The 25,697-nt window shown below is 36.1% G+C and carries 24 protein-coding genes; 10 read left to right on the top strand and 14 right to left on the bottom strand.

Translation table 11 applies throughout. From position 1 onward, the window contains the following. The first annotated feature begins 2 nt into the window (after positions 1–2). Positions 3–383 (top strand): hypothetical protein, encoded by a 381-nt coding sequence (locus tag ACFX5U_RS18640; protein WP_400261714.1) that lies wholly within the window; start codon positions 3–5, stop codon positions 381–383. Next, positions 316–888: a hypothetical protein gene (locus ACFX5U_RS18635; RefSeq protein ID WP_400261713.1), complete on the top strand. Its 573-nt coding sequence runs from the start codon at positions 316–318 to the stop codon at positions 886–888. Before ACFX5U_RS18640 ends, ACFX5U_RS18635 begins: the two co-directional genes overlap by 68 nt. Positions 889–976: 88 nt before the next feature. On the opposite strand, the gene ACFX5U_RS18630 is transcribed toward ACFX5U_RS18635, so the two are convergent. Both ACFX5U_RS18630 and ACFX5U_RS18625 read right to left on the bottom strand, forming a co-directional pair. Beyond that, positions 977–1,330 (bottom strand): hypothetical protein, encoded by a 354-nt coding sequence (locus ACFX5U_RS18630; protein WP_400261712.1) that lies wholly within the window; start codon positions 1,328–1,330, stop codon positions 977–979. Next, positions 1,308–2,324, bottom strand: coding sequence for a peptidylprolyl isomerase (locus ACFX5U_RS18625; protein WP_400261711.1), 1,017 nt, complete (start codon positions 2,322–2,324; stop codon positions 1,308–1,310). Before ACFX5U_RS18625 ends, ACFX5U_RS18630 begins: the two co-directional genes overlap by 23 nt. Before the next feature lie 360 nt (positions 2,325–2,684). Here ACFX5U_RS18625 and ACFX5U_RS18620 point away from each other — a divergent pair, with 360 nt between their 5' ends. Then, positions 2,685–3,779, top strand: a complete 1,095-nt coding sequence (locus ACFX5U_RS18620; protein WP_400261710.1) for a lactonase family protein — start codon at positions 2,685–2,687, stop codon at positions 3,777–3,779. On the opposite strand, the gene mnhG is transcribed toward ACFX5U_RS18620, so the two are convergent. Genes mnhG through ACFX5U_RS18580 form a run of 8 tightly spaced genes read right to left on the bottom strand, consistent with a single transcriptional unit; the run spans position 3,769 to position 9,499 of the window. Beyond that, positions 3,769–4,161, bottom strand: coding sequence for a monovalent cation/H(+) antiporter subunit G (gene mnhG, locus ACFX5U_RS18615; RefSeq protein WP_038700950.1), 393 nt, complete (start codon positions 4,159–4,161; stop codon positions 3,769–3,771). The two genes, ACFX5U_RS18620 and mnhG, sit on opposite strands and share 11 nt — an antisense overlap. Then, positions 4,154–4,429 carry a cation:proton antiporter gene (locus tag ACFX5U_RS18610; RefSeq protein WP_038700948.1) on the bottom strand — a complete coding sequence of 92 codons (276 nt, stop codon included), beginning with the start codon at positions 4,427–4,429 and terminating at the stop codon, positions 4,154–4,156. Before ACFX5U_RS18610 ends, mnhG begins: the two co-directional genes overlap by 8 nt. Next, positions 4,426–4,902 carry a Na+/H+ antiporter subunit E gene (locus ACFX5U_RS18605; protein ID WP_038700946.1) on the bottom strand — a complete coding sequence of 159 codons (477 nt, stop codon included), beginning with the start codon at positions 4,900–4,902 and terminating at the stop codon, positions 4,426–4,428. The genes ACFX5U_RS18610 and ACFX5U_RS18605 overlap by 4 nt, the downstream gene beginning before the upstream one ends. A gap of 8 nt (positions 4,903–4,910) precedes the next feature. Further along, complete coding sequence (locus ACFX5U_RS18600; protein WP_400261709.1) at positions 4,911–5,846, bottom strand: proton-conducting transporter membrane subunit; 936 nt, start codon at positions 5,844–5,846, stop codon at positions 4,911–4,913. Then, positions 5,839–6,414, bottom strand: coding sequence for a proton-conducting transporter membrane subunit (locus tag ACFX5U_RS18595; protein ID WP_400261708.1), 576 nt, complete (start codon positions 6,412–6,414; stop codon positions 5,839–5,841). The genes ACFX5U_RS18600 and ACFX5U_RS18595 overlap by 8 nt, the downstream gene beginning before the upstream one ends. Further along, positions 6,411–6,767 (bottom strand): Na+/H+ antiporter subunit C, encoded by a 357-nt coding sequence (locus ACFX5U_RS18590; RefSeq protein ID WP_038700942.1) that lies wholly within the window; start codon positions 6,765–6,767, stop codon positions 6,411–6,413. The genes ACFX5U_RS18595 and ACFX5U_RS18590 overlap by 4 nt, the downstream gene beginning before the upstream one ends. A gap of 7 nt (positions 6,768–6,774) precedes the next feature. Next, positions 6,775–7,188 (bottom strand): Na+/H+ antiporter subunit B, encoded by a 414-nt coding sequence (locus ACFX5U_RS18585; RefSeq protein ID WP_038700940.1) that lies wholly within the window; start codon positions 7,186–7,188, stop codon positions 6,775–6,777. A 1-nt stretch (position 7,189) separates the two neighbouring features. After that, positions 7,190–9,499, bottom strand: coding sequence for a putative monovalent cation/H+ antiporter subunit A (locus ACFX5U_RS18580; protein ID WP_038700938.1), 2,310 nt, complete (start codon positions 9,497–9,499; stop codon positions 7,190–7,192). Between the two features lie 209 nt (positions 9,500–9,708). Here ACFX5U_RS18580 and ACFX5U_RS18575 point away from each other — a divergent pair, with 209 nt between their 5' ends. The 6 genes from ACFX5U_RS18575 to ACFX5U_RS18550 all read left to right on the top strand — a co-directional run bounded on the left by ACFX5U_RS18575 (position 9,709) and on the right by ACFX5U_RS18550 (position 19,648). Next, the gene (locus ACFX5U_RS18575; RefSeq protein WP_038700936.1) at positions 9,709–10,248 is read left to right on the top strand and encodes an RNA polymerase sigma factor; all 540 of its coding nucleotides are present in this window, start codon (positions 9,709–9,711) and stop codon (positions 10,246–10,248) included. Positions 10,249–10,464: 216 nt separating this feature from the next. Then, the gene (locus ACFX5U_RS18570; protein ID WP_400261707.1) at positions 10,465–11,631 is read left to right on the top strand and encodes a FecR family protein; all 1,167 of its coding nucleotides are present in this window, start codon (positions 10,465–10,467) and stop codon (positions 11,629–11,631) included. A gap of 200 nt (positions 11,632–11,831) precedes the next feature. Then, positions 11,832–15,422, top strand: a complete 3,591-nt coding sequence (locus ACFX5U_RS18565) for a SusC/RagA family TonB-linked outer membrane protein (RefSeq protein WP_400261706.1) — start codon at positions 11,832–11,834, stop codon at positions 15,420–15,422. A gap of 17 nt (positions 15,423–15,439) precedes the next feature. After that, positions 15,440–16,906 carry a RagB/SusD family nutrient uptake outer membrane protein gene (locus tag ACFX5U_RS18560; RefSeq protein WP_400261705.1) on the top strand — a complete coding sequence of 489 codons (1,467 nt, stop codon included), beginning with the start codon at positions 15,440–15,442 and terminating at the stop codon, positions 16,904–16,906. A gap of 17 nt (positions 16,907–16,923) precedes the next feature. Beyond that, positions 16,924–18,363, top strand: a complete 1,440-nt coding sequence (locus ACFX5U_RS18555) for a substrate import-associated zinc metallohydrolase lipoprotein (RefSeq protein ID WP_400261704.1) — start codon at positions 16,924–16,926, stop codon at positions 18,361–18,363. A 16-nt stretch (positions 18,364–18,379) separates the two neighbouring features. Beyond that, the gene (locus tag ACFX5U_RS18550; RefSeq protein WP_400261703.1) at positions 18,380–19,648 is read left to right on the top strand and encodes a DUF4302 domain-containing protein; all 1,269 of its coding nucleotides are present in this window, start codon (positions 18,380–18,382) and stop codon (positions 19,646–19,648) included. Positions 19,649–19,722: 74 nt separating this feature from the next. On the opposite strand, the gene acs is transcribed toward ACFX5U_RS18550, so the two are convergent. Then, positions 19,723–21,639 carry an acetate--CoA ligase gene (acs, locus tag ACFX5U_RS18545; RefSeq protein ID WP_400261702.1) on the bottom strand — a complete coding sequence of 639 codons (1,917 nt, stop codon included), beginning with the start codon at positions 21,637–21,639 and terminating at the stop codon, positions 19,723–19,725. Positions 21,640–21,820: 181 nt separating this feature from the next. On the opposite strand from acs, the gene ACFX5U_RS18540 reads away from it, so the two are divergent. Next, a complete protein-coding gene (locus ACFX5U_RS18540) occupies positions 21,821–22,690 on the top strand; it encodes a UbiA family prenyltransferase (protein WP_280565499.1) in 870 nt (289 codons plus the stop codon). A 16-nt stretch (positions 22,691–22,706) separates the two neighbouring features. On the opposite strand, the gene ACFX5U_RS18535 is transcribed toward ACFX5U_RS18540, so the two are convergent. Genes ACFX5U_RS18535 through ACFX5U_RS18525 form a run of 3 tightly spaced genes read right to left on the bottom strand, consistent with a single transcriptional unit; the run spans position 22,707 to position 25,684 of the window. Then, positions 22,707–23,636 carry an NAD(P)-dependent oxidoreductase gene (locus ACFX5U_RS18535; RefSeq protein WP_280565501.1) on the bottom strand — a complete coding sequence of 310 codons (930 nt, stop codon included), beginning with the start codon at positions 23,634–23,636 and terminating at the stop codon, positions 22,707–22,709. Beyond that, positions 23,633–24,793: an FAD-dependent monooxygenase gene (locus tag ACFX5U_RS18530; protein WP_400261701.1), complete on the bottom strand. Its 1,161-nt coding sequence runs from the start codon at positions 24,791–24,793 to the stop codon at positions 23,633–23,635. The genes ACFX5U_RS18535 and ACFX5U_RS18530 overlap by 4 nt, the downstream gene beginning before the upstream one ends. A 15-nt stretch (positions 24,794–24,808) precedes the next feature. Then, complete coding sequence (locus ACFX5U_RS18525; protein WP_400261700.1) at positions 24,809–25,684, bottom strand: hypothetical protein; 876 nt, start codon at positions 25,682–25,684, stop codon at positions 24,809–24,811. Between the last annotated feature and the right edge of the window lie 13 nt (positions 25,685–25,697).

Below are 25,697 nucleotides of genomic sequence, written 5' to 3'. Positions count from 1 at the left end.
ACATGAATATATGGAATAAATTATCGGCGGTAGTTTTTATGAGTGCATTATCTGCACAAGTATTTGCACAAATACCCGATAAAGTAGGTAGTTTGATCAGTGCGGATAAAGAAGCTGCACTGATTTCCAAAACAACCACCCCACATCAAGCATTTTTATCCATAATCGATAAAGAGTCAAAGTTTTTTGTCCCTTCTGAAGTCAATGCTCTTGACTACCTTAACAATAGGCCTAATATCCCCGATGTTATGACATGGGAAACCTGCATTGGCTATGGTTTCAAAAAGTCAAGATTTTGGGATAACAACTGGCCCTATGGAGTTTCAAAAGGTAGGGGCAAGAAAACGATTTGGACAATATTTAACGGTTTGGAAAAGAAATAAAAAAGGCAAGTGGCTGGTAGATATACGTGCTGAAGTAGAAAACTTAGGTAATAAGGAAGCTTCGGAATTGGCATTTTATGAACCTAGTGAATCATGGTATTTAAAACATCGTTCACAAGTGCGATTAGGGCAACGTAAAGAGATCGTTTTTGAGACGGATAAGCTTATGTCTGCCGTGCTTAAAGCTGATAATCAAGCAGGTTATAAGGAGTTTTTAAATGATGATGCACGTCTTCTCTTCCCTTGGATTCAACCAATAGAAGGGAAAAAGAACATATTAGCCTATTTAAAAAAATCTCGCATGGACATAACCACCACTCCTGAGCAGGTAGGTCGAGCTTATAGTGGTGAGTATGCATACTCTTTTGGTACTGCTACAATCAAACTAAAAGATAAAGTAGTTAAGTATAACTATATCCGTGTATGGAAACTGAGCGAACTAGCAAAGGATGATGTCACTAAGGCAAATTGGAATGTATTAGTTGAAATGATGTTTGAACGATAGCGTACTTATATTGTATTCATGATATAAAAAAGTAAGGGCTTCAAATTCAATTTGAAGCCCTTACTTTTTTATATAGAAATCCATTAACTTATTTGGTGATCCATACCTTAAGTTCATCACAATTTTGAAAGTCATCTGCAATATCGATATAGGTATTTGCTCTTTTCGATTCAAACCAGGTATTCAATTTACGGTTAACCTTATCTTGTCTTGCAGCTTCTTTAATTTTAGAAAAATCTTCATCTAAATTCGCTTTATGAGGTGCAATACGAGATTTTAAATAGTTAAAACGTAATCCAACTTCTCCTGTACGATCTGTAAACTGTGCGGGTTTCGAATATTCTCCAGGTTGAAGCGTGTCTATGGCTTGAAATACCGAAGCTTCTAATTGATCAACTGGTATTAAGGTAGTACGTGTTTCACCACCTTGATTTAAGACCATCCCACCATTGAAACTTAGTTTCCTCACTATCCGAATTCGTTGTAGCCGCATGATAGAAATCTAATTTACCCGTTGTGACTAAATTATAGATACTATCAATTTTCGCTTGTGTGCGTTCTATACTAGCAGCAGTTGGTTTAAATTTGATTAGTATATGTCTTACATGAACTTCTTCACCACGTCTTTCTAGCACCTGTAAGAAGTGAAATCCATATTGCGTTTCGAATACGGGCGAAATGTCGCCAGCTTTCAATTTAAAGGCCATCGCTGCAAATTCTTTAACCCAATTATCACGGGTATTAAAGCCTAAATCTCCTCCATAAGGTGCTGATCCATCTTCAGAGTATAATCGAGCAATCGTACCAAATTCAGACCCATCCATGACTTGTTTTCGAAGTCCCTCTGCTTTATCTTTAAATTCTGCTTTTTCCTCAGTAGTTAATTTCGGAAACATGACAATTTCACCAATCTCTACTTCAGTAGTAAAGTAGGGTAAGCTGTCAGTGTTGAGTGATTCAAAATAACGTTTTACTTCGATAGGAGTAACATCTACTTTTTGAACGATATTTTGACGCATTTTATTTGCTTTTAATTGCTCAGCAATACTTGGTCGCATATCTTCTTTATATTGTAGTAAAGATCTGTTTAAAAATTTCTCTAATCTTTCTTGACCACCCGCTTGCTGCGACATATATCTCAATCGACTATTTAGGTTATCATCTATTTCGGCTTCCCCAACTTCGATAGAGTCAATAACCGCTTGTTGGGAAAGAAGCTTTTGCGTAAGGAGCTGTTGTAGCATTTCGCATTTGAAATTTTCATTTGGTTTATTGCCGCCTGAAAGATATTGTGCATATTGCAAATCAACATCAGATTGTAATATAATACCCGACCCAACTGTCGCAACTACTCGATCAATTACTTGTTTTTGCGCAAATACTGTTTGTGCTGTCACAAATACCAATAATAGCAACGTATATATGTTTTTTTTCATTAGAATAATATGTCTTTTTAAAGGTGATGAAGCTATCATGAGCGGATTACTATTTTCAATTGTTAGCTATTCTAAGCTCATGATGGTTTCATTCGTGGAATGTAAATTAAATTCTTTTTTTAAATAAATCAGTCCAAACTAAAAGTTCTGAAAGCTTGCACAAAATTATTAGAATATCTTAATTATTCTTAATTTTATTTCAATAATATTTCCAAGTGATTATAGCATTTAGAAGTTCAATGATAACAAAAGAATACTGAACATCCATGGAACAGCTAAAATAAGTATTTACAATGTAGAAAATGTAGTTTTAACCAATTTTAACACTACATTTTAACACAAAGTTTTAATTTTGAAATCATGAAAAAGATTATATTTTTTATTTTGACCTGTTTTCCTTTTTTAGGCTGGTCTCAAACTATTCCGATGTTTATCGGGACCTATACCAACGATTCGGAGAGTAAGGGTATTTATGCTTTTGATTTCAATGTTAAAACGGGTGAAATAGCAATGGTTGCAACGACTCCAATGGTTAATCCTTCTTTTTTAGCCCGTAAGGATAACATTATTTATGCGGTTAGTGAACAAGGAAATAATAAAGGAAATTTAACAGCGTATTCATACAGCAAAGGTCAATTTACAACCCTGAATACGGTTCCTACAAAAGGCGACGATCCTTGTCATGTCTCAGTAAGTCCTAATAAAAATTTAATAGCAGTATCCAATTATTCAGGTGGATCATTTGTATTGTATAAATTAGAGTCCAATGGTGTGATTGGTGATCTTGTAGATTTTGTACAACACGAAGGAAAGGGAGTTGATAAAATAAGGCAAGAAGCACCACATGTACATTCGGCTTTTTTTTCAAAAAAAGGAAATGAAATCTTTGTCCAAGATTTGGGATTAGATCAAGTTTCAATTTATAATTTGATTAATCCTAAAAAAAATGATGTTTCTTTACACAGTGATCCAGCTGAGGTATTCACTTCTGCTGGAGGAGGACCAAGACATATTGCTTTTGGAAAGAAAGAGCATTATATGTATGTCGTTTTGGAAATGACTGCAGACATCGCAGTTTACAAGCGCGATGGGCAAGATTGGCTTTTTCATCAGTCTATTAATATTAATCCAGATGGGTTTGCTGGCAAGAATGGCGCAGCAGATATCAAAGTATCTCCAGACGGTAAATTTATATATGCTACAAATAGAGGAGATGCAAATACCATAGGTGTTTTTTCTATAGCGAAGGATGGTAAATTAACGAAGGTTGCGAATCAACCTACTTTAGGCGAAGGGCCACGAAGTTTTAACTTCAGCCCTGATGGTAAGTTTCTTTTGGTTGCGAATCAAACAACCAACGAGGTCGTAACGTTTGCAAGAAATGAAAAAACAGGTTTATTAAAAGAGACTGGAAAACCTGTTCGTATTCCAGCCCCAGTGTGTATTATTTTTTAGTCAATTCATCGTTTGATGGAGAGTCGTCTGGAGTTCCTTTCAATTCATGCGTCTCTTCATCATACATCCCTTCCAATTCATCCGTTACAGTCCCTTTCCACACCTTAATTCCCGTAATATAAGCAACCCTTCCAATCATATGTGCTGCCACAGGAGCCGTTAATACAAGGAAGAAAGCGATTGCAATTGTTTTCGTAGTAACAGACACATCTGGAAAGACTATTGCAGCGCAAAGCAGGAGTAAGCCGACGCCCAATGTCGCAGCTTTTACGGTTACGGAAAGACGTAAATAGAAATCAGGCATCCGTAAAATACCAATTGAAGCAAAAAGAATGGCCAATGCGCCAATCGTGCTCAGTATAGCAATGATGATATCAGTCATGGTGATCTTGTTTTTCTAAATAATAGGCAAAAGCAACGGTTCCTAAAAATGCAATCAATGCTAAAATCATGGCTACATCAAGGAAAATTTCCTGCGATGTAGTGATACTATAAACAGTGATGATACCGATGCCAGTAGTAATGATTAAATCGAGGGCGATGACACGATCTGCAACGTGTGGCCCTTTAAATAATCGTATAAAAGTGATTACAGTTGCAAGAATCAATATGGGTAAAACCACGTAATCTAAATATTCAGTTAAGCTCATCTCAGAATTTCTAAAAGTTTACGTTCAACATTATTTTTCAACTGCATCATGAATTTTTGTTTATCATGTAGATACATCACATGGATATATAAAATCTTTTTGTCGTCACTAACATCAAGAATCAAGGTGCCAGGGGTAAGGGAAATAAAAGTGGACAGGAGATTGATTTCAAAGTCCGACTTGGCATCCATTCGGTATTTAACAATGCCGGGTTTGAAAAAATATTTAGGTGTAATTACATCGTATGCCACCTGCAGGTTTGCAATAATCATTTGATAAAGAAAGAAAAAAAGGAAACTTATCGTTTTTGGAACCCGATAAAAGTAACGTTGGTCAATTTCGTTTCGATTCATCACCCATAGGATAAAGAATCCGAGCATGAAACCAAATAGAAAATTTGTATAGTACATGGAACCTGTTAGTGCTACCCAAATAAAAGAAAGCAGCAGGTTCATTAAAAACTGTTTAATCATATGTTTCTCTATTTACCTAATACAGCCTGTATATAAGGTTCGGTGTTTAACATTTCAGATGATATACGGTCGGCAACTTGAATAATACTTTCGGCATTTAATCCAATATATAGTGAACTTGCTGCCAATATACAAATTGGTAAAATCAAGGCTATTTTTCGAATACCGATGAGGTCCTTGAATTTATCTTCAATCATATCTGGCTCTGGCAATTTCTTCCAAAAGACTTCGGACCAGAATTTTGCAATTACAAATAGCGTCATAAAACTTCCTAATATCAGTGCTCCAGCATAAAAATAATGTTCTGTTTGAAAAGCTCCTTGCAACAAATATATTTTCGCCCAAAATCCGGATAAAGGAGGAATACCAGCTAATGAGAAAAGAACGATTGCAATCAGCAAGGATATTTTAGGGTATTCGCCATACAAACCGCCCAATTTTTTTAAATCCATTGAACCTCTCATTTGACGAATTAATCCGGCTATGAGAAAGAGATTTGTCTTGACCATTATATCATGAATCAAGTAGAATACGGCGCCAAGAAGAGCCAATTTACTATACATACCCAATCCGCCAATCATAAAACCAATATGACAAACAATGAGATAAGAAAAAATTCGTCTCACATTAGTTTTAATCAGCATACCAAAAGCACCAGTCAAAATGGTTAGAATAGCCAGTATTACAAATAGATTTCGAATAAATTCATTCGGAATAAATATCAATGTAAAAACTCGGAATAGTGCGTAGATACCTACTTTTGTCAATAATCCACCAAATATTGCAGCAACAGCAGAAGGAGGTGTGTGATAAGAGGAGGGCAACCAAAAGTAAAGTGGGAAAATTGCCGATTTGATGCCAAAACCAATCAAAAAGAAGGTTGCCGTTATATCAACAATTGCACGATTTTCTATCTTGGGAACAATGAGTGCTAGATCAGCCATATTCAAAGAAACCTGATATACCATAAAGAAGACCAATGCCAGTCAAGAAAAAGGTGGATGCCAGAATATTCATGGCCATATATTTTACAGCACCCTCTAATTGCGCTTTACGCCCCCCTAAGGTCATTAGAACAAAAGATGATATAATAATAACCTCAAAAAACACATAAAGGTTAAAAATATCTCCTGTTAAAAATGCACCATTTAGGCCCATCAATAAGAAATGGAAGATGGGGAAGTATCCGTATAGTACCCGTTGACGACCGATACCAGTAGCTGAGTATATAGAGACGGATAATCCTGCAATGGCTGTTAAAAGTATCAATGTGGCGCTTAATAGATCGGCAACAAATACAATTCCGAATGGAGCTTCCCAATTGGCTGCATGCATAATAAGAATATTTCCATCGAATACTTTAGCAAATAATTTGATTGCAAAAATTAAACTGATGAAGCTACCGCCGATGCTTAAAACTCTTTGTGTTGCAGTTTTTCGCCAAAAACCAAGCTGTATGATTGCTGTAAATAAATGTACAAGTACTGTTGCTATAATTTGATTGTCAATCATATATCTTCGTCTTCGGGAGTGTTTAAGTTATCTAAATCGTCCGTGTTAATTAATGCATATACACGTTTTAATAATACAATGGCAAAAGAGGTCAAACCGAAACTGATGACAATGGCTGTTAAAATTAATGCTTGTGGTATAGGATCAGCATATATATCTTGAAATACCTTTAGTCCATCCCGAATTATGGGTGGTTTCCCCTTTGTAATATTACCGAGGAGAAATATCAAAATATTTGTTGCGTTACCGAGTAGCATGATACCCAGAAGTAATTTTACCATACTTCTTCTTAATATGAGATATATGCCCGTAGCATACAAGATGCCTATGAGTAAAATAAGTAGTAATTCCATTCCTATATTAATCTGAACCTAATGAAATAGTAAATAAAATGGTCAATACAACACCAATAACAACGAGATAGATACCCATATCAAATAGTAAGGCTGTACCGATCATCCCAATAACAGGTATGGGTTGTTCTAACCATAAACCAGTCATAACGGGTAAACCAAAGAATGCTGGCATAAACATACTGAAAGCAGATATGCCCAATCCAATGGGAAGTAGTGATAGTGGTTTATAACGTAAGATGCGCATTGTTTCATCAGTACCATGTGCAAAGCTGTGTAAGACAAAAGCAATAGAAGCAACTAATCCCCCTACGAAACCTCCTCCAGGGTAGTAATGCCCCCTTAATAATAAGAAGAAAGAGAATAAAAGGAGTATGGGAAGTAAATATTTTGATGCTGTTTGTAAAATCGTACTTTTCATATTATTCTTTCTCCGATGATTTTAAACGTAATTTCAATAGACTGTAGACTCCTAGTGCTGCAATTGTCAAAACAACAATCTCAAACATCGTATCAAAACCTCTAAAGTCTACAAGCAGTACATTGACGACATTTCTACCTTTAGCGAGTAGGTAAGCATTTGAACCATAAAATTCACTGATTGCAATATTTGTTGGTACATGCAGCGCTCGAATAGCAACCATAGCCAAAATTACTCCAAATATGACCGCAACAATGATATCTCTTATCAAGACTTTTTTGTTGGCAAGGTTTAAAAATGGAGGTAATTTGAACAGCACTAGAACAAAGAGAACGACCGTCAATGTATCAATTGTAAATTGTGTCATCGCCAAATCTGGGGCACTGTAAAATACAAAAAGCAAACAGATACCATATCCAATAACACTTGTTGAAACGACAGCCGTTAGTCTAGAAGAAGTACTCAAGGTCAGTGCAACAGCGCCGAATACGATTAATATCGTGACTACCTCGTATACACTAATGGCGGATAATAAATCCCAATTGATATGTAGAGGCCCACCTAAATAAAGTTGGTAAGCCAACAAAACTTCAGCAAATATGATGATTTTTAAGAGGTACGACCGCAGATACCCATCATGAAAGTAATGCGAATAGCTTGTTGAGAAACGGTATATGGCTTTGTAGCAGTTTTGGAAAATGGATTGTGGCGCTATGAAATTTAATTTTTCAATCCATAACAATTTCCGCTGGCTTGGCTGATTAATGAAATAAACTAGCGTACCTAAGATAATGGTCAAAGCACTTAGTAATAAAACTGTATTGAATCCGTGCCAGATTTTAAGATGAAAATCACTATTGATTTTCATGATGCCATTGACTGTTGGCTGTGCAATCCAATCTCCGATTATAGAAGGAAAACATCCGAATACTAAACCCAAGAGAGCAAGTAATAGTGGCGGTATCCAGAGCGATTTCTCGGGCAACTGTATCTTTTTAAAACTTTCGGGTATAGGCCCCATAAATGGTTTAATACCGGCCATGAAACCTGCAGATACCAAGAGAATATTTGTTAATACAGCGGCAGAAGTTAGGTAAATCGCTAATTTTTCGTCACTATTTAATGTCGCTTCGTAAATTAAATCTTTACCGATAAATCCGAATGTAAGGGGTACTCCAGCACTTGATATAGCAGCTAAGAAGCCTGCAATTGCCACAGGAAGTAATACTTTTCTTAATCCACTCAGCACGGTAAGATCCCTCGTATGCGCCTCATGGTCAATGATACCTGTAATTAAAAATAATGTGGCTTTATACAAGGCATGTACAACAATAAATACAGCGGCAGCTATGATCGCCTCCTCCGTACCGATTCCTAATAAAAAGACTAAAATTCCTAAGGCAGAAATAGTGGAATAGGCAAGTACGCCTTTCATATCTGTCCTGAATAGTGAATGAAAAGCTCCATAAAGCATCGTGATACCACCTATTAACATTAGACTGTAAGTCCAAGCAGGGTTGCTACCTAAGATCGGGAAGAATCTAGCAAGTAAATAGATTCCCGCTTTTACCATGGTAGCAGAGTGTAGGTATGCAGATACAGGAGTTGGCGCTTTCATAGCACCAGGTAACCAGAAATGAAATGGGAATTGAGCAGATTTGGTCATTGCCCCCAGTAGAATCAAACCTAAAATATACGGATATAGATAATGATCTTGGATAAGTTGTGCCTTTGAAACGAGTTCTGAGATGGAATAGGTACCAGCGATATTGCCAATAAGAACTAAGCCAGCTAATAAGAAAAAACCACCTAAACCCGTTACACTTAAAGCCGTAAGCGCACTTTTTCTGGATGCTATTTTTTCATTATTGAATCCAATCAGGAAAAATGAACTTATACTTGTCAATTCCCAAAAGGTGAATAGCAGAAAAATATTATCAGATAGTACCAGCCCAAGCATGGCAGACATAAACATGCATAGATAGCCAAAGAAACGATCGATGTATGGGTCATTTTTTAGATAAGATTTTGCATATATAAATATGCAAGTTCCAATTCCTGTTATTAATAAAGTAAATAAAAGCGATAATCCATCCAATCTAAAATCAAAATTGACCCCTAAGGATGGAATCCATTCAATGTGTTGCACGTAGGATTTGTCCCAATTTACTAACGGGATATATTGCAAGTAGTAGAGAAATAAAAGTAAGGGTATGGCTGCGAGAATAATCCCCCATTTGGTTTTAATGAATTTACCAAATGGAACAATAAGGCTCGATGTTATTAGTCCTATTAGAACGGTAAATAGCATTTAGTCTTTGTTTTAATTTGTGAAACGCTCCAATATAAGGAAAATTGAGCGTTTTTTATATTTTGGAGAAGCAACTTTATTAAAAAAATAATTTTTAAAGGACTATAGTATTTAACAAAATTTAACATTATATTCGTTTTAAGCGTTTCGCTAATCAATTTTTAGAAAGCCTTTAAATTACTTTCAAGTTCACAAGAAACATGTTTTAGATGACAAGTATCGCTAATAAACAACTATTTGAGGAGCATTATGGAAGCTTGTGTCATTTTGCATGGAAACTTTGTGGAGATCTTACCCAATCGGAGGATTTTGTGCAGGATGCATTTATTTCTTATTTCAATAATCAGGAACATGTTTCCGTAAATCAAGTTGCGATTAAGAACTATCTATACACTTCAGTTAGATATGCGTTTTTGAATAGTAAAAGGAAGGAGAAAGTAGTTGAAAAGTATTGGTTAGCCACACCATTCAATGAATCGAGTCAAGATTCATTTGAATTAAATATCATCCATTCGGAGGTCGTTGCTGAGGTACACCGGATCGTGGAAAGTATGCCTCCTGGCTGTCAAGTTGTATTCAGGATGGGCTATTTTGAAGGGTTAAGTAATCAAGAGATTTCTAAAGAGCTCAATATAAGTGTCAACACAGTGAAAACCCAGAAACAACGTGGCATGAAACTCGTGATGCAGAAGATGAACCCGGAGTTTTTACCGATAGTAATTTTCTTAGAAACCCTATTTTCTCGATAATTTTGTGAGTACGAGATTTGTATGGCTTATATCAATGAGCTATTCTAATGGATTTCGTTATGTTTAACTTCCTAATATAAGCATGTGTCCAGATGCTTATCGCAATTTCCAATTCAAAAGTATATATTTCGACCTTTTTTTGTTCCTTAAAACAGATATAAAAATATTTTTCATTTCTTGTCACCCTTTTTTCCTGTTAAAGTTTCCTTACACTATATGATGGAGAGTAAACCTTTTATTATAGCCGCAATTATAAAGAAATCTTTGGTAGAGAAACTCTCTGACGAGGAAAAAGTATTATTAGAAAACTGGCGTAATTCAAATGCTGAAAACAGCAAGCTGTATGATAGTTTCAAAGATGGCAAGTCAATTAGAGATGATTTGAATTTGTTCAAACGTATTGATGTGGCAGCTGCATGGGACAATTTAGAAAAAAAAGAAAGCCATATTCTTCCGTTTAAGAGTAAGTTTAACCTGAAAATTTGGGTTCCTCTTATTGCTTCATGCCTTGTGGTTTGTTTCTATTTATTATACTTAAATCAAAATATTTCCAGAAGTCATTCCAAAATCATCACTATTCATTCCCAAGTACATAAAAATGATGTTAAGCCAGCATCGCAGGAGGCGGTCTTGATTTTAGATAATGGTGATCAATTAGATTTAACGAAGGCAAAAAGTGAATTTATCTCCAATAATATTAAACTCAAAGATGAACAGTTAGCATATGAAAAAGGGGTAGGAACTGGCGAATTGGAATACAATACTTTAGTTGTTCCGAAAGGAGGGTATTATAAGATTGAGTTGTCCGACGGTAGTAAAGTATGGGTAAATGCCATGTCAAAATTAAAATTCCCTGTGCTTTTTGCTGCTGGAGAGCGCAGTGTTGAATTAGAGGGAGAAGCTTTTTTTGAAGTAACAAAAGATGTCAATCGTCCTTTCATTGTGCGTGCAAATGGTACTGACATTAAGGTATTAGGAACTCATTTTAATGTGGATGCCTATAGTCATAAAGTAAGAACGACGTTGCAAGAAGGAAAAGTCGAAGTCGCTAGTGCGAACCAATCTATCTTATTAGCTCCTGGGGAGTTTTCGGAATCTGCTAATGGAATACTTGAAAAGGGTACCGCAGATTTGAATCGAGATCTTGCTTGGTATAATAATGAGTTTTATTTTAAAAAGGATAACATCAAATTTATTGTAGATCAATTGTCCAATTGGTATGACTTGGAAGTCAGATTTGAGCATGATGTTAATAAAAATAAAATCGTTACAGGGTCCATTGATCGCAATGTACCTCTTTCTCAAGTTATTGAAATGTTGGAATATGTGAGTGATTTAAAATTTAAAATAGATGGGAATCAATTGATTATTAGAAATAAATAAAATATTATGGGAAATTAATACACGAAATAAAAACAAAAAATACAGAGATGTTGCAGCATCCCTGTATCTATTCTTAATTAAAGAAGCTAACCAGATAAATTAACTCATTAACCAAATGTAAATGTATGAATAACTTACCATTTGGCAAAAAGCGACCATGGGACTCTCATGACTCGCTATTTTGCAAACCTTTACGTATTATGAAAATTAGTACCTTTTTAATGTTTGCTTTCGTTACCGGTGTCCAGGCTGAAGGAATTGCGCAAAAGGTCAACCTTACTCTCAAAAATGTTAAGGTTGAAGATGCGTTATCAGCTATTGGTAAACAAACGAAACACCGCTTTCTTTATAGTGATGATGTCACTAAAGGAGCGAAGAGAATAAACCTGAATTTAAAAGATGCAAGTCTTGAAGATGCGCTCCAAGAGGTTTTAAGTGAGAATAACTACTCTTATAAGGTTATTGCCAATACGATTACCATTAATAATAACCTGGTTAATCATAGTGAATTGAAATACGAAGCGTTACAGAATTCCATTTCGGGAACTGTAAAAGATAAAGAGGGAAAACCGCTGAGTGGAGCTAGTGTAACTGTTAAAGGTACGAATACTTCCGTGAGTACGGACGGAAATGGCCAATTCAAAATTAATGCTGGAACAAATGCTATTCTAACTGTAAGTTATCTCGGATATATTACAAATGAAGTAACGGTTTCTGGACGTTCAATGCTTTCAGTTGTCTTAGAATCTAATGATCAACAGTTGGATATTGTAGATGTAGTTTCTACTGGGTATCAGAATATTAATAGGAAATTATTTACTGGATCTGCTACAGCATTAAAAGGAGCAGACGTTAAACAAGATGGCATCACGGATGTGAGTCGAATGTTAGAAGGAAGGGTTGCAGGGGTGTCTGTGCAAAATGTTTCTGGAACATTTGGTGCCGCGCCGAAAATTCGTGTTCGTGGAGCGACGTCCATTACTGGTGATAATAAACCGCTTTGGGTTGTGGATGGGGTGATTTTGGAAGATGTGGTTAATATTTCTAACGAACAACTATCATCGGGTGATGTAAGTACTTTGATTGGATCTTCTGTAGCAGGTATTAATGCTGATGACATTGAGAGTTTTAATATTTTAAAAGATGCTGCTGCTACTGCTCAATATGGTGCACGTGCCATGAACGGCGTGGTGGTAATTACCACAAAAAAAGGAAGAATAGGTAAACCTTTAGTTTCCTATACGGGTAACTTTTCAACATACTTGAAACCGAGCTATGATAATTACAATATCATGAATTCATCGGATCAAATGTCGGTGTATTCTGAAATAGCGCGTAAAGGCTGGCTGAACCATTCTAAAGCATCTAGAGCAGCTGATGGCGGAGTTTTTACAAAAATGTATCAATTGATTAATACTTATGATGAAACTTCGGGTCAATTTGGCTTAGCTAATACACCAGAGGCTAGAAATAAATTTCTATCCCGCTATGCTTTAGCAAATACAGATTGGTTCGATACACTTTTTAAAAATTCGCTTATTCAGGAACATGGCATTAGTGTGTCTTCAGGAACTGATAAATCACAACTATATATTTCCACTAGTTATTTAAATGACAATGGTTGGGCGGTAGGCAATAAGGTGGAGCGTTATACTACAAATGTAAATGCAATCTTTAATCTTTCTGAAAAATTATCCTTGAATTTTATCACAACAGGGTCTATTCGTAATCAAAAGGCTCCAGGAACGATTGGACGTGTCAGTAATCCTGTAGAGGGAACATATTCTAGAGATTTTGATATCAATCCATTTAGCTATGCCTTAAATACGAGTAGAACATTGACTGCTTTCGATGAAAATGGGAATCGAGAGAGTTTTTCTAGAAATTTTGCATCGTTTAATATTCTGGATGAATTAGAGAATAATACTTTAGACCTAAGTATGTTGGATTTTAAGCTTCAAGGAGGTGCAGGATATAAATTCACAAAACACTTTAAATATGATTTATTGGCCTCGTTGAGGTATGTTAAAAGTGGAAATGAGCATAAAGTGAGGGAAAACTCGAATATGGCTAATGCGTATAGAGCCAATGGTGACTCCTATATTCAAGATAATAATCGTTTCTTATTTCGTGACCCCGAACATCCAGAGTTACAACCTGTAGTGGTGCTACCTTACGGTGGATTTTACAATACGACAGATGATTTTCTGAAATCATATATGGTAAGAAACTCTTTTGAGTATGATAACACATTTAATGAAAAGCACTTACTGAACATTTATGCTTTTCAAGAAATGCGATTAGCCAATCGCCAGGCTAGAAGTATGATCGGTTATGGTTATCAATATGATAAAGGAGGTGTTCCTTTTATTGACCCCAATATTGTAAAACAGGCAACATTAAGTAATCTTCCTTATTATTCAATGAGCAACAAGTATGACCGCTTTTCAGCTTTTATGGCACGAGCAGCATATTCATTTGATGGAAAATATTCTTTCAATGCCACTGGTCGATACGATGGCTCAAATCAACTAGGAAGTTCTGCTACGGCAAGATGGTTGCCAACATGGAATATTTCCGGTGCCTGGAATGTTGATGAAGAAGATTTTATGAAATATCAAGATGTTGTTAATAGATTAACTGTTAGGGCCACGTATGGATTGACTGCAAGTCTAGGTAATGCGACCAACTCTGCACTAGTACTTAGAAATGGCAGTGCGCTTCGACCATATGTCTACGAGACAGAGTCGGTTATGAATATTCAGTATATTGAAAACAAAGATCTGACGTGGGAGAAGCAATATGAAACCAATCTTGGTTTTGATATAAGTTTTTTCAAAAGTAAATTAAATCTAACAGTTGATTTATATAATAGAAATGGATTCGATTTAATTAGTCCACTAAGAACTTCTGGCATTGGTGGTCAATACCTGACAACAGCCAACTATGCAGATATGAATTCAAAAGGTATTGAGGTTACTTTAAGTGGTCCAATTATTAAAAATGATGCATTTAGTTGGAGAAGTAATTTCAATTTTGGCTACAATAAGAATAAAGTAACCAAATTAACAAGTCCACAAAATATATTCAGTCTTGTTACTGCTGATGGCGGACCTCAAGAAGGATTTCCATATCGAGGTTTGTACTCTGTAGACTTTACAGGTTTAAATCATGAAACAGGAATTCCCGAATTCATCAACGAAGAAGGGGAGAAGAGCATGGATGTCTATATGCAAAGTTTAGTAACTGATTATCTGAAATATGAAGGTCCGACCGATCCAAAATTAACAGGTGGTTTTTATAATTCATTTAATTATAAAGGGTTTACTTTAAATGCATTATTTACATTTTCAGCAGGTAATAAAATTCGACTTAACCCAGCATTTTCGACTTCTTATTCAGATTTGGATGCTATGCCCAATGAGTTTAAGGATAGATGGGTTTTACCTGGCGATGAGCTGTTAACAAACATCCCTTCTATTTTAGATGTTGAAGCGGCTAATGAAATTGCCGGTATGTATCCTTATAATACCTTTAATTATTCTACAGTTAGAGTCGCTGACGGTGGTTTTATAAGATTGAAACAAATTGCTCTTTCATATGCATTGCCTTCCAATACTTTGAAATCATTTGGTGCTAACAATGTGTCGTTAAGTTTCGTGGCAAATAATTTCTGGTTAATCTATTCAGATAAGAAACTGAAAGGACAAGATCCAGAGTTCTTTGCTTCTGGAGGTGTGGCTTTACCTATACCGAAGCAATATACGGTTTCTTTAAAAGTTGGATTCTAGTTTAAATTGAAAAGAAAATGAAAAATAACAAAATATTTATATATATCGTTGCATCCAGCATATTCTTCACAACTAGCTGTAACAAATTCTTAGAGCATCAACCTGATGATAGGACTGAATTAACGAGTCCTGTTAAGGTTGCTGAGTTATTGGCGAATGCATATCCTCATGCCAATTATATTGCTTTTGCGGAGGCAATGAGTGACAACGCTGGAGATAAAGGAACAACAGAAAGATTCTTACCCAATACTTCTCCTTGGAATTATATCGACCAAATCGATGCGGCATCCGAGGATACTCCTCCGTTTTATTGGAATTCATGTTATAAAGCTATTGCTGCAGCAAATTATGCGTTAGAGGCAATTGAAAAAGCGGGCAATACTCCAGAATATTCAGCTAGTAAGGGAGAAGCTTTAGTAGCAAGAGCATACGCACATTTTATGCTGGTTACTTTTTTTTCCAAAACCTATGATAAGGCAACTGCAACATCTTCTCCAGGTATTCCCTATGTTACATTACCACAAAGAACAGTAGAAGGGGACTATAACCGAGGTACTGTGGCATCAGTTTATGAAAATATTGAAAAGGATCTGATAGCAGGTATTCCTTTGATTCAAAATAATAAATATCGTGTGCCTAAATATCATTTTACAACACAGGCGGCTCATGCTTTTGCTACTCGATTCTATTTATTTAAGCAGGATTATGAAAAAGTAGTTGAGCATGCAAATGCTGTTTTTCCAGGTGCGACTGTTTTGGAGAATTTAAGACCATGGAACACAACTTATGCAGGATTGGGTTATTATGAATTACAAGCATTATATACCAATTCAATTGAACCAGCAAATTTACTTTTGCAAGAAGCAAGTTCTTATTGGGGAAGAAATTACGGAGGGTACAACTATGGGTTAAGTTCTGGAGTAAGAGCTACAGTATTCAATGCTGCTAATAATCCAACAAAGAAAGCTTTGGCAATGAACACTAAAGTGTTTGGTGGAAACGAAACCGTTTATAATATTCCAAAATTTAGAGAGCATTTTGTTAAAGAAACGATAAGTGCTACAGTTGGTGATGGCTATAATATGGTTCCATTATTGACTAGTGAAGAAGTTTTATTCAATAGAGCTGAGGCAAATGCTAGATTAGGGCATCATGTAGAAGCAATAACAGACCTCGATAGGTATTTGTCCAAAAGAATCATGGGTTATTCAGCATCAGATAAGTTTTCTGAAGAAAAAGCAGTTTCATTTTTTTCAACATTATCCGTAGGCGATGCCTTGGTTGCAACTGTTCTTAATTTTAAGCGAATGGAATATATGCATGAAGGATTAAGATGGTTGGATATTTTAAGAAATAATATTGTTGTTGAACATGTACATGCTAATGGCATAGATAAGATTGTATTAGGAGTGGATGATCCACGTCGACTGATCCAAATTCCTCAAGATGCAGTTGCAGCAGGCCTAGAAGCAAATCCTCGTTAATTATAATTTAGAAGATTATGAAAAAGAAATTATTACAATTATCATTATTTGCATGTGCTACTATTTTCTTAAGTGCCTGTAGTAAAAATGAAAATTTGACTGCCGATATTGTGGGACTTGGTGGAGATACATGGGCAAAAGGACCTATTGATGAATGGGTAAGTGCTAACTATACAACGCCTTATAACATAGAAATTAAATATAAGTGGGATCGGTCCGAATTGGGAGAGATATACAAGAACGTTGTACCAATAAAAGAAGAACTTGTTATACCAGTGATGGATGCGATTAAAAAGACTTGGATTGACCCATACGTTGCAATCAAAGGGGAGGACTTTATGAAAAAATATAGTCAGAAACAATTCTATCTAGCCGGCAGCCCCTCTTATAATAGCAATGGTACAATTACATTAGGAACAGCTGAAGCAGGTCGAAAGATTGTTTTATTGGATTTGAATACATTTGATCCTGCAAACAAGGCCGCGGTTAAACAGATTCTACATACCATGCATCATGAGTTTGGTCATATTTTAAACCAGAACATTGCCGTTGTATCGGACTACCAACGCATCACTCCTGCTGATTATACGGCAACTTGGTTCAATATTTTCAGAGGTGCCTATTCAGCTAATCCAACAGAAGATAAAATTCTATATGAAGCAGATTTTTGGGGAAAGGGTTATATAACACCTTACTCCCGATCTAATAAAGATGATGATTTTGTTGAGATGGTGGCGACCCTTTTAGAGGGTGGAGAGGCTAATTTTGATAATATTATCAATAATCTTTTCCTGTATGATGGTCTATACATCAAACGCAATGGAAAGGGAATCTACGAGCAAAATACTGACGCTAGATCTAAGTTATTAAGAAAAAAATCAATTGTTATTGCCTACTTAAAAGATAGCTGGGGGATTGATTTAAAAGAATTACAGGTGAAAACACAGGAGGCGATAGAATTAAACTCACCGACTTCAGATTTAAACAGTTTATTAGGACCAGGAAATACTTATGATAGAATTAACATTAATCCTCAGAAATTAGAAGGATTATCTTCAGGCTTTCTAACTGCTTATAATGATGCCAATACTGGTTTACAAAGCAGAACGGGGTTGTATCTAGATAATATTTCGTTGCTTTTTACCAAAGCAAATAGAATGATACTTCGGGTTAATTTTATGGATCCTACTGCTGAACTTGATGCTGGTTATAATGCTGATTTTAGTTTTACAACTACGAATAATAATGGTGTACTTACTGTAAAATACACTAATCCACAACCAACAGATAATAATGCCCGAGCGATTGAAGCAGCTATTCCTGCACTACTGACATATTTCAACAATCAAACTTTTAGTGTAAGGTGGATAGATGATATTATTCCTCAGTCTAAAAGCATATTTGGAGGTCTTGTAAAGACAACTGATTCTAATTCTTATTTATTTGGAACATTGTAATAATTAAAAAAAGAACATGATGAAAAAGCATTTAATATATTTTTTCTTTTTTACAATGCTGTTTAGCTCTTGTAAAAAGGAAAATACAGACCCAGTTATAGGTAATGTAGATGAACGATTGTCAGATACATTAGCATTTTATCAATCTCAGTTAACCAATGCTGAATTTGGATGGAAAGGCTATTTGTTGACTGATAATGAGACCCCAGCTACTTTCTTATTTAATTTTAATGATAAAAATAGGACCATAATGTCTGCAGATTATAAAACGACACCTGCAGAAAGCTCGTATCGTCTAAAAGCATTGCAAAGGCCGACACTTATGTTTGATTCTTACTCAACCTTACATTTAATTGCCGACCCAACATCCAGTGTTTTCAATGGAACTACAGCAAATGGTTACTTTTCCGATTTCGAATTTGCATTTCTATCAGCGAATGCTGATACAATAAAATTAGAAGGTACTTTTAATAAAAGTAAATTAATTTTAATTAAATCAAAGTCTGCTGAAGAAAGTAGTACTTTGTTTAGTTCATTGCAAGAAATCATCGAGAGTTTGTCGAAACTTAAAACTTATTTTAAACGAACGAGTATTGGTGGGGTAGATTGTGAGATTAAGCTGGATGGCACTGCTCAAGTTTTAGAATTCAGTTATTTAACTGATGGAGTTACAGCAGTTACCTTAAGTTCAAGCTTTTATGTTTCCGGTAAAGATATCGTATTATACGAACCATTGATTATTGGTACTACTACTGTTAGTGAATTGACCGGTGTTAATTATGATGCTAATAATAGTGTAATTAAAGCTAATATTGGTGATTTACAGATTCAAATCAAAGAAGCAATAGAACCAATGAGCTATGATAAAACTGCAACGGAAAGATTTTATAATATGCCTCCAAATGGAAATTATTGGATGGCCTCTAGAGGTTTTACTGTTGATGGCAAGGTAGATGCTTACGGAGTACGAGATATTCCATTTTTCAACTATATCATTTTTTGGCCAAAATATAATCCTGGTTATTCTCGCTTTGGTTACATCGTAAATGACGATTGGGCTAATTACGGTCCAGCACCAATAGCATCTTTTCCTGAGGATGGTACAATTAAATTCACTAATGCAGGATCTTTTGGTACACCACCTCCAGCAATTTTGCCAATTATTACGAATACTTCTAATAATTTGTTTTTACCCAAAGGCTTTTATGTCATTAAAACTGCTGATAAAGTATATGATCTAGTATCTGTAAGTGATGCTAGGAGTTGGATTACAATTGGTAATTAATTCGAAATAACTTTCATAATAGAAAGAGAGCCCTCGAATTTAACCGAGGGCTCTCTTTTAAACGTTAATCAAACTTACTTTTTCAGTTTTTTAGCTCCTTCGATAATGGAATCCACCACCGTAGGGTCTTGTAAAGTAGAGGTATCCCCCAGATTCGAAGTTTCTCCTTCAGAAATTTTACGTAGGATACGGCGCATGATTTTTCCAGAACGCGTTTTCGGTAGGTCCGAAACGAATTGGATAATATCTGGCTTCGCAATAGCACCGATCAATCTGGTGATGGTTTGCATGATATCCTTACGCGTGCTCTCTTCATCGATGTGATGATTTGCAATAACATAGGCATAAATTCCCTGTCCTTTAACGGGATGTGGGTAACCTACAATTGCAGATTCTACAACATCGGAGTGCATATTGATGGCGTTTTCTACTTCTGCTGTTCCGATACGGTGCCCAGATACATTTAATACATCATCGACACGGCCTGTGATTTTGTAATAACCTTCTGGACTTCTATAACAACCATCACCTGTAAAGTACATATTTTCATAAGTAGCAAAATAAGTTTGGCGGCAACGCTCATGATCCCCCCAAGTCGTACGTAACATACCTGGCCATGGGAATTTGATGCATAAATTTCCAGAAACATCATTTCCTACAATTTCTTTTCCAGCCTCATCCATGATAGCAGGTTGTACTCCTGGTAATGGCAACATGGCATAACCAGGTATTGTCGGTGAAATACCTGCCATAGGAGCGATTAATATACCCCCGTTTTCAGTTTGCCACCAGGTATCGACAATTGGAGCTTTCCCTTTTCCCACTTTATCATTGTACCAATGCCAAGCTTCCTCGTTGATAGGCTCTCCAACAGACCCTAGCTTACGGATACTGCTCAAATCTTTACCATCTATAAACGAATCTCCAAAGGCCATCAATGAACGGATAGCCGTTGGTGCTGTATATAATATATTTACTTTAAACTTGTCTACGATATCCCATAAGCGACCAGCATCTGGATACGTTGGTGTACCTTCAAACATGAGCGAAGTAGCTCCTTGAGAAAGCGGTCCGTAAACAATATACGAGTGTCCCGTAATCCAGCCTATATCTGCAGTACAGAAATAAATTTCACCTTGTTGATATTGGAAAACGTTTGCAAAAGTATAGCCAGTATAGACCATATAGCCTCCTGTTGTATGGACTACTCCTTTTGGTTTCCCTGTAGAACCTGAGGTATAAAGGATGAATAAGGTATCTTCTGAGTCCATCTCTTCAGCCGGGCATGCAGGATTTCCTTGCGTTTCTACTTTTTTGATTTCATCTTCCCACCATACATCACGACCTTTGATCATAGATACAGGAGTACGCGTTCTCGTCAATACGATTACGCGTTCTACCGATTCACATTGCATCAAAGCATCATCAACAATACTTTTTAATTCCAATACTTTTGTACCACGGTAACTACCATCAGAAGTCACGACGATTTTACAAGCAGCATCATTGATGCGGTCTGCAATAGATTGTGCCGAAAATCCTCCAAAAACAACATTGTGAATAGCACCAATACGTGCACATGCCAATGTTGCAATAACAAGTTCGGGCACCATCGGTAAATAGATACAGACACGGTCTCCTTTGCGGATATTATTATTTTTTAAAACGTTGGCAAATTGCTCAACTTTCTGTAATAGTTGTTTGTAGGATAAGATACGATGCGCCTCATTAGGGTCATTTGGTTCCCAAATAATAGCAGGCTTATCTCCTAAATTATAGATGTGACGGTCTAAACAATTTTCTGTGATATTCAATTTACCACCTTCGAACCATTTCACATTAGGCTCTGTGAAATTCCAATTCAGAACATTTGTCCATTTTCTTTTCCAAAAAAAGTTTTCCGCTATCTCTCCCCAGAAAGTTTCCGGATTATCCACACTTTTTTTATAAACTTCTTGATATTCTTCAAACGATTTGATTTGTAGACTCATATTTTGGTTTTATTAATTTAGATACCAAAAAACTTATTTGGTTGATTAAACAAGTTCATTTGGAATCAGCTAATTTAGTTTTTTTTTGCGACAATTGGCAATTTATAAAATTTATAATTTGAAATTTAACTTTTTTATAACACTATTGTTATATTGCTGATGATATAATGGATTGATTTGTATGGATGTATTAAAAAAGGTGTATTATTTTTCAATTTTCAGTAATATACTAATTGCTTTGGCCGCAGCCTCTCAATGTGTACTCACGTACATTATACTCGGTCAGGAAATTGATTTTTATATCGTTTTGATTGAAGGGGCAGCTACGCTTGCACTCTATAATTTCAGCTTGATCTTATCAAAACCTCAGTCTCCTGAGTTATCTGTCTATGCTCGGACAAGGTGGGTTTTTAAGTATGAACGCTTATTATGGATAAATACGATCATCGCGACGTTAATTTGTCTGTGGTGTTTATTTCATATACATCCATATGCTATCTTTTTTTTAGGGGTTATAGGTTTTGTAAGTGTACTTTATAGCCTTCCTATTATTCCGCTGCATGGTCGATGGGGGGGATTGAGACAAGTTCCTGCTATGAAAATATTTCATATCGCATTGGTTTGGGTATTGAGCAGTGTATTTCTTCCTTATATTGAACTGTATGGTAATGCGGTTTTTGTGAACACCAAACTACTGTATTATCTCGCGTTTTTGAAATTCATATTTCTGATTATCTGTACTTTGCCTTTTGATATTCGTGATATTAAACAGGATTCTTATTATCACTTACGAACATTGCCGAGTATGTTAGGGGAGGGGCGGGCCAAAAGACTATGCTACTTGCTTCTGGGTGTACATAGTCTCTTTATCTTAGCAGCACCTTATCTATTGGTTTTCAAAATTGGGCTTCTGCTTACCAATGCAATAATTTATCTCTTATTAAGGTTTTTGGTCTTTAAGACCAATGAGCATTACCACTATGCTTATTTATTAGATGTTAGTTTGGTACTCCAATTTCTTGTTGTTGTACTTGTACAATGCATGATTTAAAGCCAAAGGGAGAAGATTATTTCAAAAGGGAAATAATCTTCTCCGCCACTACATCCGAAAGTTTGTAGTAACTTTCAAATGTCCAGCCTGCTACATGCGGACTTAGCAAAACATTATCCCTGCTCGCTAAATCTGAAAACCAAGGTTGCTCTTGAAGTGCGGGGAATTTCTCTACCGGAAGTACATCAAAAGCTGCTGCGATAATCTTGCCCTCATCCATAGCTTTTAATACGGCAGGAATTTGAACAATTCCACCACGTGCACCTAAAAGAAAAAAGATGGGTTTGCGAAAATGATACAAATATTCATCATTGATAAGTCCTTTCGTTTCTTTGGTTAGTGGGATGTGAAAACTCAAAATATCAGTTTGTTTGACAACTTCTTCCATCGAAACTTCTTTGGCATATTGATCTGAAAATCCAGTTTTGTATTTGTCATAAGCAATGACGTTAACATCAAATCCCGAGAGTTTCTTGGCCATAGCTTGGCCATTATGACCGTAGCCAATGAGTGCCACAGTTCTTCCTTTCAATTCATATCCACGGTTGGATTCTCTACGCCATAAACCCGTTTTTATCTCCTGATTCCCCCTGTTTAAATGGTTCATCAAAGATAGGAGCATCCCAATCATGTGTTCACCCACAGCATCTCGATTTCCTTCGTTTGCACTGATTAGTTTGATCCCTTTCGATTCGGCATAAGCTTCATCGATATTATCCATGCCCGCTCCACATCGTGCAATAAACTGAAGATTATGAGCTAGATCAATGAATTGGCGGTCCACTTGAAACTTAGACCTGATAATCAAGCCTGTATAGGATCCAATTTCTTTTTCAGCATCCTCACGCGTGAAGTTTGGGCTGTAAGTGAACTTAACACCATGCTGTTCAAGTTTTTCCATTAGGATTGAATGGACATCATCAACAATTAATACATTTGTTTTCATGAATGATTATTTATGTTCATAAAATCAACACTTAAGAGTGTTTTCAATTTATATTGTTTAATTTTTTCGGGCAAGATACGCATCAAAGCATTTCGAGTAGCAATAGCAATCGGATTTGTCCATTGGGCTATTTTACCTATTGTCCAAGAAGTTTCTGTAATATAGCGCGTTCTTTTTAATCTTCTTTTTTCGAAATGCTGGAAAGCGACTATGACATCTTGTGTTTTCTGTAATTCGTCGACCAAAACAGCCACATCCTCGATCGCTTGGCAGGCACCTTGTCCCATATTAGGCGTCGTTGCATGACCGGCATCACCTATAAGGAGAATAGGTCCAAAAGCTAAATGTTGTAAAGGCTCAATATCAATAATATCATTCCAGATCAACTGCTCATTTTTTGTACCATCTAAAATTTGTGCCACGGGTTGATGGTACGACGCGAAATTGTGCCTTAAGTCATTGACCGTATAATTTTTATATTGAGTGTTGTTTTCTGTTGCATTGATGCAAGCATACCAATAGATTTTGTTCCCAACAAGTGGAGTCATTCCAAAACGACCTTTGCTGCCCCAAGTTTCGGATCCAATTTTGAGGTTTATATTTGTATTCTCTATGGTTGCTCGCCAACAGGTGTATCCTGCATAGCGTGGTGTGGCATTCGGAATGAGCTGTTGACGTATTTTGGACTTTACACCATCGGCAACAATTAGATAATCGGTTTGATGCATAGTCCCATCTTCAAAGAAAATATCAATACCCGCATCATGCCGCTCTATTTTAAAGGCTCTTTTCCCTAGATGTAGGTCTGTCGGTTCAATTTGTTGCAATAAAAATTGGTGTAGATCGGCACGGTGTATAGCAAAGTTATCTTGACTATACTGTGCGCTTATTGCTTTGGTTTCTGGAGATACCAGAGTTCTGCCACGCTCGTCTAAAATATTATAATGCTCTAAATAGTGACCCAAAGGAGTAACCCCTGATTTGAGGTTTAAGTAATCTAGCGCTTGTATGGCGTTGGCTGCTAAGCCAAATCCAGCTCCAATGCCCGCTAATGCCTTTGCACCTTCAAAAATGCATACTTGTACGCCAATTTTATTGAGGCCAATTGCTGCCGTTAATCCTGCAACACCGCCACCGATGATGGTAAACCTTTTCACACACTGCGACTTTAATTATTCAATGGTCAAGATACGATCTTTTTTATTAGCGCTGAATTTTAAAAGTTGTTTTTTAAAGGAAGACACATGTCTGTGATAGGGTATTTTCGTCCATTCTTTTAGATCGATACTTGAGGCAACTTCTTCTGGCGTCATACCCGCTAGTAACTGTGGGCAAATATATGCTAGGATTTTTTGATGCCATTCCTCTTTATTTCCCCAATAGTGCAGTATCCATGCGTCAGCAACTTTTAGATTTCCGTGCTTCTCTAAAACTACTGAGAATGCAAATTGTTCTTTTACACGACAGACAATATTCTGCTCGCATAGCGTATCATTAAATAAAAGTACTTCATCTAATAAGTTGATTTTATCTTGATGATTTAACGCGATGATACCTGAGTTCCACATGCGAATGGATTCATCCATTAAGATATGATTTATTTCTGTCTTTTGAATGATTTTCCACATTCTTTTATGCTCATTTGTAATATGCCTATCGGACATGAGCATTTCTTTCACATGAAGGAAATTTTTGCCAGCTGAAAGATGCTCTATCAGACTCGTCAAATCTCTAATGACCATGGTGTCACTATCTAAAAACACAAGATGCCCATCATCTTTAGATGCAGCATCTTGCATGGCTTTAATTTTGGTCCGATAGAAATATTGTGTAGGGCCTATCCACTTTTCAAATGTAGGCGTATCAATCTCACGAATTTCAATTAATGGTGATAACCAATTATAGTATTCCGGATGATCGGTATAGACCACATATTTAGTTGGGTCACTTTTAAATTTTACTATACTGAGTAGACTGAATATTGTCTGAAGGTGATATGTGAATTTTTCACCTAAAGCTACATACATAAAAGTCGTGTTCAGACCCATATTAATCAAGGTT

The organism is Sphingobacterium sp. SG20118, assembly GCF_044740685.1.
Lineage (GTDB): Bacteria > Bacteroidota > Bacteroidia > Sphingobacteriales > Sphingobacteriaceae > Sphingobacterium.
This window is presented reverse-complemented; position numbering and strand designations above follow the sequence as displayed.

Coding starts and splice junctions, on each gene's coding strand:
- ACFX5U_RS18525 (WP_400261700.1), bottom strand. CDS start 25,684: ATGGGTCTGAACACGACTTTTATGTATGTAGCTTTAGGTGAAAAATTC.
- ACFX5U_RS18570 (WP_400261707.1), top strand. CDS start 10,465: ATGATGGAGAGTAAACCTTTTATTATAGCCGCAATTATAAAGAAATCT.
- ACFX5U_RS18535 (WP_280565501.1), bottom strand. CDS start 23,636: ATGAAAACAAATGTATTAATTGTTGATGATGTCCATTCAATCCTAATG.
- ACFX5U_RS18565 (WP_400261706.1), top strand. CDS start 11,832: ATGAAAATTAGTACCTTTTTAATGTTTGCTTTCGTTACCGGTGTCCAG.
- ACFX5U_RS18620 (WP_400261710.1), top strand. CDS start 2,685: ATGAAAAAGATTATATTTTTTATTTTGACCTGTTTTCCTTTTTTAGGC.
- ACFX5U_RS18625 (WP_400261711.1), bottom strand. CDS start 2,324: ATGAAAAAAAACATATATACGTTGCTATTATTGGTATTTGTGACAGCA.
- ACFX5U_RS18540 (WP_280565499.1), top strand. CDS start 21,821: ATGGATGTATTAAAAAAGGTGTATTATTTTTCAATTTTCAGTAATATA.
- ACFX5U_RS18590 (WP_038700942.1), bottom strand. CDS start 6,767: ATGGAATTACTACTTATTTTACTCATAGGCATCTTGTATGCTACGGGC.
- ACFX5U_RS18600 (WP_400261709.1), bottom strand. CDS start 5,846: ATGGCTGATCTAGCACTCATTGTTCCCAAGATAGAAAATCGTGCAATT.
- ACFX5U_RS18605 (WP_038700946.1), bottom strand. CDS start 4,902: ATGATTAAACAGTTTTTAATGAACCTGCTGCTTTCTTTTATTTGGGTA.
- mnhG (WP_038700950.1), bottom strand. CDS start 4,161: ATGACTGATATCATCATTGCTATACTGAGCACGATTGGCGCATTGGCC.
- acs (WP_400261702.1), bottom strand. CDS start 21,639: ATGAGTCTACAAATCAAATCGTTTGAAGAATATCAAGAAGTTTATAAA.
- ACFX5U_RS18580 (WP_038700938.1), bottom strand. CDS start 9,499: ATGCTATTTACCGTTCTAATAGGACTAATAACATCGAGCCTTATTGTT.
- ACFX5U_RS18630 (WP_400261712.1), bottom strand. CDS start 1,330: ATGGTCTTAAATCAAGGTGGTGAAACACGTACTACCTTAATACCAGTT.
- ACFX5U_RS18550 (WP_400261703.1), top strand. CDS start 18,380: ATGATGAAAAAGCATTTAATATATTTTTTCTTTTTTACAATGCTGTTT.
- ACFX5U_RS18595 (WP_400261708.1), bottom strand. CDS start 6,414: ATGATTGACAATCAAATTATAGCAACAGTACTTGTACATTTATTTACA.
- ACFX5U_RS18555 (WP_400261704.1), top strand. CDS start 16,924: ATGAAAAAGAAATTATTACAATTATCATTATTTGCATGTGCTACTATT.
- ACFX5U_RS18585 (WP_038700940.1), bottom strand. CDS start 7,188: ATGAAAAGTACGATTTTACAAACAGCATCAAAATATTTACTTCCCATA.
- ACFX5U_RS18635 (WP_400261713.1), top strand. CDS start 316: ATGGAGTTTCAAAAGGTAGGGGCAAGAAAACGATTTGGACAATATTTA.
- ACFX5U_RS18560 (WP_400261705.1), top strand. CDS start 15,440: ATGAAAAATAACAAAATATTTATATATATCGTTGCATCCAGCATATTC.
- ACFX5U_RS18610 (WP_038700948.1), bottom strand. CDS start 4,429: ATGAGCTTAACTGAATATTTAGATTACGTGGTTTTACCCATATTGATT.
- ACFX5U_RS18640 (WP_400261714.1), top strand. CDS start 3: ATGAATATATGGAATAAATTATCGGCGGTAGTTTTTATGAGTGCATTA.
- ACFX5U_RS18575 (WP_038700936.1), top strand. CDS start 9,709: ATGACAAGTATCGCTAATAAACAACTATTTGAGGAGCATTATGGAAGC.